The 14,589-nt window shown below is 59.1% G+C and carries 12 protein-coding genes; 9 read left to right on the top strand and 3 right to left on the bottom strand.

What is annotated here, in order from left to right:
• Positions 1–33 precede the first annotated feature (33 nt).
• The 8 genes from mreB (at position 34) to tldD (ending at position 11,254) form a co-directional block, all read left to right on the top strand.
• A complete protein-coding gene (mreB, locus tag ACN1C3_RS23280; protein WP_002555108.1) occupies positions 34–1,071 on the top strand; it encodes a rod shape-determining protein MreB in 1,038 nt (345 codons plus the stop codon).
• Positions 1,072–1,213: 142 nt separating this feature from the next.
• Complete coding sequence (gene mreC / locus ACN1C3_RS23285; protein ID WP_419118167.1) at positions 1,214–2,311, top strand: rod shape-determining protein MreC; 1,098 nt, start codon at positions 1,214–1,216, stop codon at positions 2,309–2,311.
• A complete protein-coding gene (gene mreD, locus ACN1C3_RS23290) occupies positions 2,311–2,796 on the top strand; it encodes a rod shape-determining protein MreD (protein WP_419118098.1) in 486 nt (161 codons plus the stop codon). The genes mreC and mreD overlap by 1 nt, the downstream gene beginning before the upstream one ends.
• Before the next feature lie 89 nt (positions 2,797–2,885).
• The gene (locus ACN1C3_RS23295; RefSeq protein WP_419118099.1) at positions 2,886–3,491 is read left to right on the top strand and encodes a Maf family protein; all 606 of its coding nucleotides are present in this window, start codon (positions 2,886–2,888) and stop codon (positions 3,489–3,491) included.
• Positions 3,492–3,548: 57 nt separating this feature from the next.
• Positions 3,549–5,006 (top strand): ribonuclease G, encoded by a 1,458-nt coding sequence (gene rng, locus ACN1C3_RS23300; RefSeq protein WP_419118100.1) that lies wholly within the window; start codon positions 3,549–3,551, stop codon positions 5,004–5,006.
• A gap of 76 nt (positions 5,007–5,082) precedes the next feature.
• A complete protein-coding gene (locus ACN1C3_RS23305; RefSeq protein ID WP_419118101.1) occupies positions 5,083–8,886 on the top strand; it encodes a YhdP family protein in 3,804 nt (1,267 codons plus the stop codon).
• A 58-nt stretch (positions 8,887–8,944) separates the two neighbouring features.
• Positions 8,945–9,793, top strand: coding sequence for a carbon-nitrogen hydrolase family protein (locus ACN1C3_RS23310; RefSeq protein ID WP_419118102.1), 849 nt, complete (start codon positions 8,945–8,947; stop codon positions 9,791–9,793).
• A gap of 18 nt (positions 9,794–9,811) precedes the next feature.
• Complete coding sequence (gene tldD, locus ACN1C3_RS23315; RefSeq protein ID WP_419118103.1) at positions 9,812–11,254, top strand: metalloprotease TldD; 1,443 nt, start codon at positions 9,812–9,814, stop codon at positions 11,252–11,254.
• 56 nt (positions 11,255–11,310) lie between these two features.
• Here the strand turns inward: tldD and yjgA are convergent, their stop codons facing one another.
• Complete coding sequence (gene yjgA / locus ACN1C3_RS23320) at positions 11,311–11,835, bottom strand: ribosome biogenesis factor YjgA (RefSeq protein WP_419118104.1); 525 nt, start codon at positions 11,833–11,835, stop codon at positions 11,311–11,313.
• Positions 11,836–11,943: 108 nt separating this feature from the next.
• Here yjgA and pmbA point away from each other — a divergent pair, with 108 nt between their 5' ends.
• Positions 11,944–13,290, top strand: coding sequence for a metalloprotease PmbA (gene pmbA / locus ACN1C3_RS23325; RefSeq protein WP_419118105.1), 1,347 nt, complete (start codon positions 11,944–11,946; stop codon positions 13,288–13,290).
• 148 nt (positions 13,291–13,438) lie between these two features.
• Here pmbA and ACN1C3_RS23330 read toward each other — a convergent pair whose 3' ends face one another.
• Both ACN1C3_RS23330 and rapZ read right to left on the bottom strand, forming a co-directional pair.
• The gene (locus tag ACN1C3_RS23330; RefSeq protein WP_419118106.1) at positions 13,439–13,714 is read right to left on the bottom strand and encodes an HPr family phosphocarrier protein; all 276 of its coding nucleotides are present in this window, start codon (positions 13,712–13,714) and stop codon (positions 13,439–13,441) included.
• 15 nt (positions 13,715–13,729) lie between these two features.
• Positions 13,730–14,587 carry an RNase adapter RapZ gene (rapZ, locus tag ACN1C3_RS23335; RefSeq protein ID WP_419118107.1) on the bottom strand — a complete coding sequence of 286 codons (858 nt, stop codon included), beginning with the start codon at positions 14,585–14,587 and terminating at the stop codon, positions 13,730–13,732.
• Positions 14,588–14,589: the final 2 nt, after the last annotated feature.

Consider the following 14,589-nt stretch of genomic DNA (forward strand, 5'->3'; position numbering starts at 1 on the left):
TTTTACCCACGCGTTGCCTAGGGTCCTTTCCCCATGTTCAAGAAACTGCGTGGCATGTTTTCCAGCGATCTTTCCATTGACCTGGGCACTGCCAACACCCTTATTTACGTGCGCGAGCGCGGAATCGTCCTGAATGAACCATCAGTTGTGGCCATTCGGACGCACGGTAACCAGAAAAGTGTCGTTGCTGTCGGCACCGAGGCCAAGCGCATGCTCGGCCGTACACCGGGCAATATTGCTGCCATTCGTCCGATGAAGGACGGCGTGATCGCCGACTTCAGCGTTTGCGAAAAGATGCTGCAGTACTTTATCAACAAGGTTCACGAAAACAGCTTTTTGCAGCCTAGCCCTCGTGTACTGATCTGCGTTCCATGCAAATCCACCCAGGTTGAGCGTCGTGCCATCCGTGAATCGGCCCTCGGTGCCGGTGCCCGTGAAGTGTTCCTGATCGAAGAGCCAATGGCTGCTGCGATCGGTGCCGGTCTGCCGGTTGAAGAAGCCCGCGGTTCGATGGTCGTCGATATCGGTGGTGGTACCACTGAAATCGCACTGATCTCCCTCAACGGTGTGGTTTACGCCGAATCCGTACGGGTTGGCGGCGACCGCTTCGACGAAGCGATCATCACTTATGTGCGTCGTAACTACGGCAGCCTGATCGGTGAGTCCACCGCAGAGCGCATCAAGCAGGAAATCGGTACTGCCTACCCGGGCGGCGAAGTCCGTGAAGTCGATGTTCGCGGCCGTAACCTGGCTGAAGGCGTTCCACGCGCATTTACCCTGAACTCCAATGAAGTACTGGAAGCTCTGCAAGAGTCTCTGGCAACCATCGTTCAGGCCGTGAAAAGCGCTCTGGAGCAATCGCCTCCTGAACTGGCTTCCGATATTGCCGAGCGTGGTCTGGTACTGACCGGCGGTGGTGCACTGCTGCGTGACCTGGACAAACTGCTGGCTCAGGAAACCGGTCTGCCGGTAATCGTCGCCGAAGACCCGCTGACCTGTGTTGCTCGCGGCGGTGGCCGTGCATTGGAAATGATGGATAAACACACCATGGATCTGCTCTCCAGCGAGTAATTTCGCCAAGAGCTTCTATGCTGTTCCGCTCTCAGGCAGCACTTTGCAGTGCTGCCTGTTGGCGTTTATCTTCTGTCAATCTGCTCCAGGCCGGTTTGATGCCGTATGAATAACGAGAACATTTGCCTGGGAGGAGCGGCTTATTAAACCGCTTTTCGCCAAAGGCCCCTCACTGGGCGTGCGCGTGTTGGTGCTGGTCGTGCTATCGGTCGCGCTAATGGTGGTCGATGCCCGCTTCACACTGCTCAAACCAGTGCGTAGCCAAATGTCGCTGGTGCTGATGCAGTCTTACTGGATCACCGACCTGCCGCAGCGGCTATGGCAAGGTGTGGCCAGCCAATTTGGCAGCCGCACCGAACTGGTCGCCGAAAACGAAAAACTCAAGACTGAAAACCTGCTGTTGCAAGGCCGCATGCAAAAACTGGCTGCCTTGACCGAGCAGAACGTTCGGCTGCGCGAGTTGCTCAACTCTTCCGCATTGGTCAACGAGAAGGTCGAAGTGGCCGAGTTGATCGGCATGGACCCCAATCCGTTCACCCATCGCATTATCATCAACAAAGGTGAGCGCGACGGTGTGGTTCTCGGTCAGCCGGTGCTCGATGCTCGCGGCCTGATGGGGCAGGTGGTTGAGTTGATGCCGTACACCTCTCGTGTGCTGCTGTTGACCGACACCACCCACAGTATCCCCGTTCAGGTGAACCGTAATGGTCTGCGCGCCATCGCCAGCGGAACCGGTAATCCGGAACGCCTGGAGTTGCGCCATGTGGCGGACACCGCGGACATCAAGGAAGGCGACCTGCTGGTCAGCTCTGGTCTGGGGCAGCGTTTTCCGGCGGGCTACCCGGTGGCCACGGTCAAGGAAGTGATTCATGACTCTGGCCAGCCATTCGCTATCGTCCGGGCCGTTCCAACTGCCGCACTGAACCGTAGCCGTTATCTGTTGCTGGTGTTCAGCGATAACCGTACTGCCGAAGAACGTGCCAACGACGCTGCGCAGGCTCAGGAAGCGCAGGATCAGCAAAACGGCGCAGCCCCGATTATTCCGGCAACCGTCCCCAAAACTGTCACGCCGCCAGCGCCTGCGGTGGCTCCGGCTCCGGTTGCTGCAACGCCAGCGCCTGCTGTCGTGCCCGCCAAACCGGCTGCTCATACCCGCTCGCGTCCCGTTAAACCGGCCACCCCGGCAGCGGCGAAACCGCCTGCGGCGGCACCGGCGACTACCACTCGGGAGAGGCAATAATGGCAGTTCATTCGCGCAACGGCTGGATGGTCTGGCTGACCTTCGCCATTGGCCTGTTACTCAGTGTTTCGCCGTTGCCGCAGTTCATGGAGATTCTGCGTCCGCTGTGGCTGGCATTGTTGCTGGCCTTCTGGGCATTGGCGTTGCCGCAGAAAGTCGGCATGGTCACTGCCTGGTGTCTTGGTCTGGCGGAAGACGTGCTGTACGGCACGTTGCTGGGGCAGAACGCGTTGATTCTGACCCTGATCACTTTCCTGGTGTTGTCGTTGCAACAGCGTTTGCGCATGTTCCCGATGTGGCAGCAAAGCCTGGTGATACTGGTGATCTTCGGTCTGGCTCAACTGGCTCAGTTGTGGCTCAGTGCGCTGACCGGTAACCGCCAACCGACGTTGGCGCTGGTATTGCCCGCATTGGTCAGCGCCTTGCTCTGGCCGTGGGTCAGCTTCGGTTTGCGTGGGTTGAGTCGCCGCTACAAAATCAATTGATCCGGTCAGGCTTAGGGTCTGTTGACGCTGGGCGGTTCGTCACCAAACGTCAACAGACGCTACGCATACCTCGACAGGGAGATGTCTTGATGAACCCGCTCTATCTGGCTTCCGGCTCACCACGTCGACGTGAACTGCTAACGCAGATCGGCGTGCCTTTTTCCGCCATCAGTGCGGACATCGATGAAACTCCTCTGATTGACGAATCCCCAGCGGCCTATGTCGAGCGTCTGGCGCGCGGCAAGGCCGAAGCCGGGCGCGCCAAGCTTGCGGTCAGCGAATCCGGCGCACCGATTTGTGTGTTGGGTGCCGATACCGCCGTGGTACTGGATGGGAACATTCTCGGCAAACCGGTTGATGAAGCCGACTCTCTGGCCATGCTGATGGCCTTGTCCGATCGTGAGCATGAGGTCCTGACCGCAATAGCCGTACTCGACGGCCAGCGTTGTGAGTCGCGGGTGGTCCGCAGCCTGGTGCGGTTTCGGTCGATCAGTCGCCAAGAGGCTGCGGCCTACTGGGCCAGCGGCGAGCCGCAGGATAAGGCCGGTGGTTACGGGATTCAGGGGTTGGGTGCGGTGTTTGTCGCAGGGCTCAATGGCAGTTATTCAGCGGTCGTTGGCCTGCCAGTGTGCGAAACCGCAGAACTGCTCGGCCATTTCGGCATACCCTGTTGGCAAAACCTTACAGTGCGCTAAGCGCCGTACCTGAATGACGCGGCCATTATCGTGAATATGCTTGAGCGAGACCCTGCCATGAGTGAAGAGATTCTGATCAACATCACGCCGATGGAATCGCGCGTGGCGGTGGTCGAAAACGGTGTTCTGCAAGAAGTCCATGTCGAGCGCACCCAGAAACGCGGGATCGTCGGCAACATCTATAAAGGCAAGGTGGTCCGGGTTTTGCCGGGCATGCAGGCGGCATTTGTCGATATCGGCCTGGATCGCGCTGCATTTATTCACGCCTCGGAAATCTCCATGCGTGAAGGTCCGGCGGTGGAAAGCATCGGCTCCCTGGTCCATGAAGGGCAGAGCCTTGTCGTGCAAGTCACCAAGGACCCGATCGGTTCCAAAGGTGCACGCCTGACCACCCAACTGTCGATTCCGTCGCGTTATCTGGTGTACATGCCGCGTACCGCTCACGTCGGCATTTCCCTGAAGATTGAAGACGAAGCCGAGCGCGAGCGTCTGAAACAGGTGGTCAGCGACTGCGTGGCGAAGGAAGGCATCAAGGAAGCCGGTGGCTTCATCCTGCGTACGGCCGCTGAAGGCGCCGGGGCCGATGAGATCCTGATGGACATCCGCTACCTGCGAAGACTCTGGGATCAGATTGCAGAGCAGATCAAGACCATCAGCGCGCCGAGCGTTATTTATGAAGATCTGGGTCTGGCCTTGCGCACCTTGCGCGATCTGGTCAGCCCTAAGATCGAGAAAATCCGCATCGATTCCCGGGAAACTTTCCAGAAAACCACACAGTTCGTCGCTGAGCTGATGCCGGAAATAGCAGACCGCCTTGAGCACTATCCCGGCGAGCGGCCGATTTTCGATCTGTACGGTGTCGAAGACGAGATCCAGAAAGCCCTGGAGCGCAAAGTACCGCTCAAATCCGGCGGCTATCTGGTGGTCGACCCGGCGGAAGCCATGAGCACCATCGACGTCAACACCGGGGCTTTTGTCGGCCATCGCAACCTCGAAGAGACGATCTTCAAGACCAACCTTGAGGCCGCTACGGCGATTGCCCGCCAGCTGCGTCTGCGTAATCTGGGCGGAATCATCATCATCGACTTCATCGACATGGAAGATGAAGAACACCAGCGTCAGGTGTTGCGTACGCTGGAGAAACAACTGGAACGTGATCACGCCAAGACCAACATCATTGGTATCACCGAGTTGGGCCTGGTGCAGATGACCCGCAAGCGTACCCGTGAAAGCCTCGAGCAGGTGCTGTGTGAACCGTGCAGCAGTTGTCAGGGCCGCGGCAAGTTGAAAACCCCGGAAACCGTGTGCTACGAGATTTTTCGCGAGATCCTGCGTGAGGCTCGGGCATACCAGGCCGTGGGCTACAGAGTGTTGGCCAATCAGAAAGTGGTTGATCGGTTACTCGACGAAGAGTCGGGGAACGTCGCGGAACTGGAAGGGTTTATCGGGCGGACCATCCGCTTCCAGGTCGAGACCATGTACTCCCAGGAACAATATGACGTGGTGCTGCTCTGAAACGGCATGCTTTACTTTTATTGGAAGCGGCTGGCTTCAGCGTTTTGCATGACTATCGCTTTGGGGGTCACCTGACATGGAGCGTCTGATACGCTTTTTCGTTGCTTTGACCCGCTGGAGTCTGGGGCTTTGCGCGTTGTTGTTGGTGTTGACTGCGCTGTACGTCAGCCTTGGCCGTGAATTCATTCCGCTGGTCGCCGAGTATCGCGGTGAGGTCGAGGCCAAGGCACGCGACACATTGGATATGCCATTGAGCATCGGCAGCCTTGAAGGCAGCTGGAGTGGTCTGGCGCCGATTCTTCTTGCCCGTGATGTGATGGTCGGCGAGGGCGCCAATGCGTTGCGCCTGGATCGCGTGCGGGTGGTGCCGGATGTCTGGGCCAGCCTGCTGGCGCGCGAAGTCCGTATCGCCCATCTCGAACTCAACGGTCTGAAAGTGAGCCTGAAGGAAGACCAGGACGGCCATTGGGCGCTTGAAGGATTGCCGGTTCAGCAGGATCAGTCCTTCGATCCCGAGCAATTGCTCAATCGCATGCAAATGATTACTCAGCTGTCGGTACTGGACAGCCAGGTCACCTTGCAGCCGTTCAATGACACCCCGCTGACCCTGACGTATGTCGGCCTGAACCTCAAAACCGGCGAATCTCGCCAGCGTCTAGACGCTCGTTTGACCCTGCCTGACGGCCAGCCCATGGCCCTGAGCTTGCGCACTCGTCTGCGCGCCAGCCAATGGCGCGAGGGTAGAGCGGATGCTTACCTGAGCCTGCCGCAAAGTGACTGGTCGCGCTGGCTGCCGATGCGGTTGACCCGGCAGTGGAAGTTTTCCGAGCTCAAGGCCGGTGGTGAACTTTGGTTGAGCTGGGGCAAGGGCGCTGTGCAAAGTGCTGCCGTGCGCCTCAATGCGCCACAAATGAAAGGCGCCTATGCCGAGCGCAAACCCATCAAGATAGAGAATCTGGCGCTCAACGCCTGGTTCCAGCGCAGCGATGAAGGTTTTAACGTGTCGCTCGATTCGCTGGCCATGAACCTTGGCGAAACCCGCTGGGAGTCGCACCTGCAGCTCCAACAGTTCGCGGCCACTGACAAAGCCCAGGAACGCTGGCATGTTCAGGCCGATCGCCTTGATCTCACCCCGATCACACCGGTTCTGGACGCCTTGGTACCGGTGCCGGAAAAAGTCGCGGTGGTCATCGACAATCTTAAAGTCACCGGCATCCTGCGCAACGTGCTGCTCGACTACCGCCCGCAGGCGACCGACGACCAGCGCGTCAGCTTTGCCGCCAATCTTGATCGGGTCGGCTTCAACGCCTACCACGGCGCGCCGGCGGCTCGAAACGTAAGTGGCAGCATCAGCGGTGATCTGGGGCAAGGCGAGCTGCGCATGGACAGCAAGGACTTTTCCTTGCATCTGGACCCGCTCTTCGCCAAACCATGGCAGTACATTCAAGCCAATGCGCGGCTGACCTGGAAGCTCGACAAAGAAGGTTTCACCCTGATCGCGCCGTACCTGAAAGTGCTGGGCGAGGAGGGCAAGATTGCCGGCGATTTTTTGATCCGCCTGCATTTCGATCACACCCAGGAAGACTACATGGATCTGCGGGTCGGCCTGGTCGACGGCGATGGCCGCTATACCGCCAAGTACCTTCCCGCAGTCCTCAGCCCGGCCCTGGATGAGTGGTTGCGCACGGCAATTCTCAAAGGCGCGGTAGACGAAGGTTTCTTTCAGTACCAGGGCTCGCTGCACCATGGCGCCCCTGATGGGGCGCGCAGCATCAGCCTGTTCTTCAAGGTTCATGACGCCGAATTGGCGTTCCAACCGGGTTGGCCGCACGTCAGTAAGGTCAGCGGTGAAGTGTTCATTGAGGGCAGCGGCGTACGGATCCTGGCCAGCAAGGGGCAATTGCTCGACACTCAGGTTCGCGATATCTACGTCAATATTCCCCATGTGCCCACTGGCCAAACCAGTCGCCTGTTTCTCGATGGCGAATTCGCGGGTGGCCTGGGCGACGGATTGAAAATTCTGCAGGAAGCGCCGATCGGTACCGCCTCGACCTTTGCCGGTTGGCAGGGCGAGGGTGATTTGCAGGGCAAGCTGAAACTGGATATTCCGCTGGCCAAAGGTGAGTTGCCGAAAATCCTCGTGGACTTCAAAACCGCCAAGGCACGCCTGAAGCTGAGCGAGCCAGAGCTTGAGCTGACTCAGCTCAAGGGTGATTTCCGCTTTGACAGCAGCAAAGGCTTGAGTGGGCAGGGCATCACTGCGCAAGCCTTCGAACGGCCCATTACCGCGCAGATTTTTGCTGATGGCAGAGAGGGCAGCCTCAACACCCGTGTCGTCGCCAAGGGCCAGGTGGCGGTGAAGACACTCACTGACTGGCTGAAAGTCAGCCAACCGTTGCCAGTTTCCGGCGACATTCCTTATCAATTGCAGCTGACGCTCAACGGAGCTGAAAGCCAGCTCGCGGTCAATTCCAGTCTCAAAGGTGTCGCGGTGGATTTGCCTGCACCTTTCGGCATGCAGGCCAGTGAAGGCCGAGACACCATGTTTCGCATGACCCTGCAAGGGCCTGAGCGGCGTTACTGGGTCAACTACGGCGACCTCGCCAACTTTACCTTTGCTGCGCCGAGCGGCGGCATTGCCGATGGTCGGGGCGAGCTGTTTCTGGGCGCTGGCAATGCGGTGTTGCCGGATGCTAAAGGCTTGCGGGTGCGCGGCACGCTGTCCGAGCTTGATGTAGAACCCTGGAAAGCCTTGGTCGATCGCTATGCCGGGCAAGACCCCGGTGGCAGCGCCAAGCAACTGCTGAGCAGTGCCGACTTTCAGGTGGGCAAGCTCATCGCATTTGGCACCACACTCGATAAGGTTTCGCTGCAGTTGAATCGAAAAGCGGACGCTTGGGCGTTGCAGATCGATAGCCAGCAGGCCAAAGGTAGTGTCGGCATCCCCGACGCCAAGGCCGCGCCAGTGGCGATCAATTTGCAATATGTACGTTTGCCTGCAGTAGATCCGACGGTTCAGGCCGACGAAAACTCTCCAGACCCTCTGGCGTCAGTCGATCCTACGAAAATTCCGGCGCTGGATATCTCAATCGGCCAGTTGTTCCAGGGTAATGATCTAATCGGCGCCTGGTCGCTCAAGGTGCGTCCAACCGCCAAAGGTATCGCACTCAATAACCTGGATCTGGGCCTCAAGGGCATGGTGTTGCAGGGTACCGGTGGCTGGGAAGGCCTGCCTGGGGCCAGCAACAGTTGGTACAAAGGCCGTTTGGGCGGCAAAAATCTTGCAGATGTGCTCAAGGGCTGGGGCTTTGCGCCTACCGTGACCAGCGAAGAATTTCATATGGATGTGGACGGTCGTTGGCCCGGTTCACCGGCCTGGGTCGGGCTCAAGCGTTTTTCCGGCAGTCTCAATGCAACCTTGCGCAAAGGTCAGTTCGTCGAGGTCGAAGGCGGTGCCCAGGCCTTGCGGGTGTTTGGCCTGCTCAACTTCAATTCGATCGGTCGGCGCTTGCGCCTGGACTTCTCTGACCTGTTCGGCAAAGGCTTGAGCTACGATCGGGTAAAAGGTCTGCTGGTGGCCAGTAATGGGGTGTATGTGACCCGTGAACCGATCACTTTGACCGGGCCGTCGAGCAATCTGGAGCTTAATGGCACGCTGGACCTGGTCGCCGATCAGGTCGATGCCAAGCTGCTGGTGACATTGCCGGTGACCAACAACCTGCCGATCGCCGCTTTGATCGTCGGTGCGCCGGCGATTGGCGGTGCGTTGTTTCTCATCGATAAGCTGATCGGTGATCGCGTCGCGCGTTTCGCCAGCGTGAAATACAACGTCAAGGGTCCGTGGAAAGAACCGAAAATCACCTACGACAAGCCTTTTTGAAAAACCACGATACAAGCCTATGGAGTAGCATGGCTGCATCCCTTTCAAGGAGTGCTCCATGTCTCTTGCGGTGATTCAAATGGTCAGCCAGAGCGACGTGCTGGCCAATCTGGCCCAGGCCCGGCGCTTGCTCGAGCAAGCAGCGGCTGGCGGCGCCCGGCTCGCGGTGCTGCCGGAAAACTTCGCGGCCATGGGCCGTCGGGATATCGCCGACATTGGGCGTGCCGAAGCGCTGGGTGACGGCCCGATCCTGCCCTGGTTGAAACAGACCGCTCGTGACCTCACCTTATGGATAGTGGCAGGCACTTTGCCGTTGCCTCCAAAGGATCAACCCGGCGGCAAGGTCAACGCTTGCTCCTTGTTGATCGACGAACACGGTGAGGCGGTAGCGCGTTACGACAAACTGCATTTGTTCGATGTGGATGTTGCCGACAATCGCGGTCGTTATCGTGAGTCGGATGACTATGCTCATGGAGACGCGGTAGTGGTTGCGGACACGCCAGTCGGCCGAGTGGGCCTGACGGTGTGTTACGACTTGCGCTTCCCGGAGTTGTATAGCGAGTTGCGCGCAGCCGGTGCCGAGTTGATTACCGCACCCTCTGCGTTTACTGCGGTGACTGGTGCGGCTCATTGGGAAGTGCTGATCCGCGCACGGGCGATCGAGACTCAGTGTTACGTGTTGGCGGCCGCCCAGGGTGGGACTCACCCGGGACCGCGAGAAACCTTTGGTCATGCTGCGATTATCGACCCTTGGGGGCGTGTGCTGGCTGAACAGGATCAAGGCGAGGCCGTGCTGCTGGCCGAACGCGATAGCAGCGAACAGGCGTCCATCAGGGCGCGGATGCCGGTGGCGAGCCATCGGCGCTTTTTCTCACAGGGCGCGCAGCGACCTGTCTCAGAACAATGAATTTAAGGCGCAAAGCATATGAGCGAGTTGTTGTCCTCAGTCAGTGAACACCTTTTAGCGCCCGGCGGCGTGACCATCGAAAGCCTGCAAGCCGTGCTCGGCGACCTGGCTGGGCCGGGCATCGATGCCGCCGACCTGTATTTCCAGGGGCAGATTTCCGAGTCCTGGGCGCTGGAAGACGGCATCGTCAAGGAAGGTAGCTTCAACCTCGACCAAGGGGTTGGTGTGCGCGCGCAATCGGGTGAGAAGACCGGTTTTGCCTACAGCAACGCCATCACCCTCGAAGCCCTGGGCCTGGCCGCCCGTGCCGCCCGTTCGATCTCCCGTGCCGGGCAGAATGGCACCGTGCAGGCTTTCAGTACTCAGGACGTCGCTCAACTCTACGCGCCGGACAATCCGCTGGAGGTCATCAGCCGCGCTGAAAAGGTTGAGTTGCTCAAGCGCGTTGATGCTGCGACCCGGTTGCTGGACCCGCGCATTCAACAAGTCACGGTGAGCATGGCCGGGGTCTGGGAGCGGATTCTGGTGGCATCCACCGACGGCAGCCTGGCGGCTGACGTGCGTCCATTGGTGCGGTTCAATGTCAGCGTCATCGTCGAACAGAATGGTCGCCGCGAACGCGGTGGTCACGGCGGTGGCGGGCGTACCGATTACCGTTACTTCCTCGGCGAAGACCGCGCCATGGGCTATGCCCGTGAAGCGCTGCGTCAGGCGTTGGTCAACCTCGAAGCGATCCCGGCACCGGCCGGCACTTTGCCGGTAGTTCTCGGTTCTGGATGGTCTGGCGTACTGTTGCATGAAGCGGTAGGTCACGGTCTGGAAGGCGACTTCAACCGTAAAGGCAGCTCGGCTTACAGCGGGCGTATGGGCGAAATGGTTGCTTCCAAGCTCTGCACCATCGTCGACGACGGCACCCTGGCGGGTCGCCGTGGCTCCTTGAGCATCGACGACGAAGGCACTCCGACTGAGTGCACCACGCTGATCGAAAACGGCGTACTCAAAGGCTATATGCAGGACAAGCTCAACGCCCGCCTGATGGGCGTGGCCCGTACCGGCAACGGCCGTCGCGAGTCATACGCGCACTTGCCGATGCCGCGGATGACCAACACCTACATGCTCGCGGGCGAAAGCGATCCGGCCGAAATCATTGCCTCGGTGAAAAAGGGCATCTACTGCGCCAACCTCGGCGGTGGTCAGGTGGACATCACCAGCGGCAAGTTCGTGTTCTCCACCAGCGAGGCCTATTTGATCGAAGACGGCAAAATTACCGCGCCGGTCAAAGGCGCAACGTTGATTGGTAACGGTCCGGAAGCCATGAGCAGAGTGTCGATGGTCGGTAACGACCTGGCGCTGGATAGTGGTGTGGGGACGTGTGGCAAGGATGGGCAGTCGGTGCCGGTGGGTGTCGGCCAGCCAACATTGAAAATCGACGCGATCACCGTGGGTGGCACGGGCGCTTGAGAGGGAGCCTTGGGTGGGCGAACCGCATTGCGGTACAACCCACCCGGGGTCGAAGACTAACGCAGACCGCGTTGTGTCTCGTCCAGCTCACGGATGTACTTGAAGATTTTTCGGCTGGCAGCAGGTGGCTTGCTTTGCGCAAGTTCATGCTGGGCCTGACGGATCAAGGAACGCATTTGCTGGCGATCCGCGTCCGGGTAGTCGATGACGAACTTCTCCAGGACGCCGTCATCGCCCGCGATCAAGCGATCGCGCCAACGTTCAAGGCCGTGGAAACGTTCGTTGTACTGCCGAGTGGAGGCATCGAGTTGATCAAGCAACATCAGAATGGCGTCAGTGTCCTGATCGCGCATCAGTTTGCCGATGAACATGAGGTGCCGTTTACGCGCGATATTCGCGGTGTGCTTGGGCGCATCGTTCAGAGCCCGGCGCAAGGCGTCGGTCAATGGTAGTTTTGCCAGCAAGTCAGGCTTGAGTGTTGTAAGGCGCTCGCCAAGATCAACCAGAGCATGCAGCTCACGTTTGACCTGGGATTTGCTTTTTTCTCCCCCGTCGAGGGAGTCGTCGTAAGAATCAACCATGGTGGCAGTCCGCAAAGAAACGCCGCCATGATAACCAGTCGGGGGCCGCTTGTCCGGCCCGGTCGCTCGAAGGCCTTAACCGAAAGCAGAATTTGAGTGGAGAACACCATGAGTGCAGCAGAAAGCGTCGGCCCACAAGCTTTGCCGGCACTGCAGGAACAAGTCGAGCAGATCATCGCCGAGGCTAAACGCCAGGGCGCCAGCGCCTGCGAAGTCGCAGTGTCTCTGGAGCAGGGTCTGTCGACCTCGGTTCGCCAGCGGGAAGTCGAAACCGTTGAGTTCAACCGTGACCAGGGCTTTGGCATCACCTTGTATGTCGGCCAGCGCAAAGGCTCGGCCAGCACCTCGGCCAGCGGTCCGGAGGCGATTCGCGAAACCGTCGCCGCCGCTCTGGCCATCGCAAAACACACTTCGGAAGATGAAAGCTCGGGTCTGGCTGATGCCGCCTTGATGGCCAAGGACTTGCCGGATTTCGACCTGTTCCATGCCTGGGACATCACGCCGGAACAAGCCATCGAGCAGGCATTGGCCTGTGAAGCGGCAGCGTTTGCCACCGACAGCCGGATCAAGAACGCCGATGGCACCACCCTGAGCACCCATCAGGGCTGCCGTGTGTATGGCAACAGTCACGGGTTTATCGGCGGTTACGCGTCGACCCGACACAGCCTGAGCTGCGTGATGATCGCCGAAGCCGACGGTCAGATGCAGCGTGATTACTGGTATGACGTGAATCGCCAGGGCGAATTGCTCGCGGATCCGGTCAGCATCGGCCAGCGTGCTGCGCAACGGGCGGCGAGCCGTCTGGGGTCACGTCCGGTTCCCACCTGCGAAGTGCCGGTGCTGTTTTCCGCAGAACTGGCCGGTGGTCTGTTCGGCAGCTTCCTCGGGGCGATCTCCGGCGGCAACCTGTACCGCAAATCGTCGTTCCTCGAAGGCACACTGGGTCAGCGGTTGTTCCCGGAATGGTTGACCCTGGATGAGCGCCCGCACTTGATGCGTGGCCTGGCCAGCTCGGCGTTCGATGGCGACGGTCTGGCGACTTACGCCAAGCCTTTCGTTGAAAACGGCCATTTGGTTTCTTACGTGCTGGGCACTTACTCCGGTCGCAAACTGGGCATGCCAAGCACCGCCAACGCTGGCGGCGTACATAACCTGTTCGTCACCCATGGCGACGAAGACCAGGCTGCGTTGTTGCGTCGGATGGGACGCGGTCTGTTGGTCACTGAGTTGATGGGCCAGGGCTTGAACATGGTTACCGGCGATTATTCCCGTGGTGCTGCGGGCTTCTGGGTGGAAAACGGCGAGATCCAGTTCGCTGTGCAGGAAGTGACCATTGCCGGCAACATGCGCGATATGTTCCAGCAGATTGTCGCGGTCGGTAATGACCTGGAACTGCGCAGCAATATCCGCACGGGTTCGGTGTTAATCGAGCGGATGACTGTCGCCGGTAGCTAAACGGCCACAGCTTCAAAAAAAGGCACGTCATCCAATGGGTGACGCGCCTTTTTTTGTTGGAGGTCTGTGCATCGGGTTTTGTTTGATGATGGTGATGGATACAGCGTTGGCGTAGTGGAGCGTTGCGTAGACAAGGGCGAGCCTACTTTTACTCGCCTTCGTCGAAGTAGCGGTTGATCAAATCGACCAACGCGTCTAACGCTTCCTGCTCTTGCTCACCTTCAGTGAGGAGATGGATTTTGGTGCCTTTGCCAGCAGCCAGCATCATCATGGCCATGATGCTTTTACCGTCGACCGTGGAATCGGGCGTGCGTCCTACTCTGATCGTGCAATCCTTGAACTGACCGGCGACGCCGACGAACTTGGCAGATGCTCGGGCATGTAAACCCAGCTTGTTGATAATTTCAATTTCCAGAGCGGGCATCGCGGTGTGGATCCTTTAGCTTAGGTCGCGGTGGCGAACCTGGACGTTCTTCAGGGACTTTTGCAGAGCCTGGCCCAGACGTTCGGTCAGGTAGACGGAGCGGTGATGCCCGCCGGTGCAGCCAATGGCGATGGTGACGTAAGCGCGGTTGCTGGCGGCAAAACGGGGCAGCCACTTCAGCAGATAGGTAGAGATATCCTGGAACATTTCTTCGACGTCCGGTTGTGCGGCCAGATAGTCGGCAACCGGCTGATCCAGCCCGGACTGATCGCGCAACTCCGGTTTCCAGTACGGATTGGGTAAGCAACGCACGTCGAACACCAGGTCGGCGTCGACCGGCATACCGCGCTTGAAACCGAAAGATTCGACCAGAAATGCTGTGCCGGGCTCCGGCTGGTTCAGCAGGCGAAGCTTGATAGTGTCGCGCAGCTGATACAGGTTCAGATGGGTGGTGTTGACCTTCAGATCAGCGAGGTCAGCAATCGGCCCAAGCAGGTTGGTTTCATCGTCAATGGCTTCGGCGAGAGATCGATTGGCGTTGCTCAGGGGATGGCGTCGACGGGTCTCCGAGAAGCGCTTGAGCAGGGTTTCTTCGTCGGCGTCCAGATACAGCACGTCGCATTGGATGTGCCGGCTGCGCACCTCCTCCAGAAGTTCGGGAAAACGCGACAAATGGCTGGGCAAGTTACGGGCGTCAATGGAAACCGCAACCAGCGGTTGTGCCAGTTCAGTGTGAATCAACGCGCGTTCGGCCAGTTCCGGAAGCAGGCCGGCTGGCAGGTTGTCGATGCAGTAGTAACCGTTGTCCTCCAATACATCGAGGGCGGTGCTTTTACCCGAGCCGGAGCGGCCACTGACGATGATCAAGCGCATGA

The sequence above is a fragment of the Pseudomonas sp. H11T01 genome, assembly GCF_048515765.1.
GTDB lineage: Bacteria > Pseudomonadota > Gammaproteobacteria > Pseudomonadales > Pseudomonadaceae > Aquipseudomonas.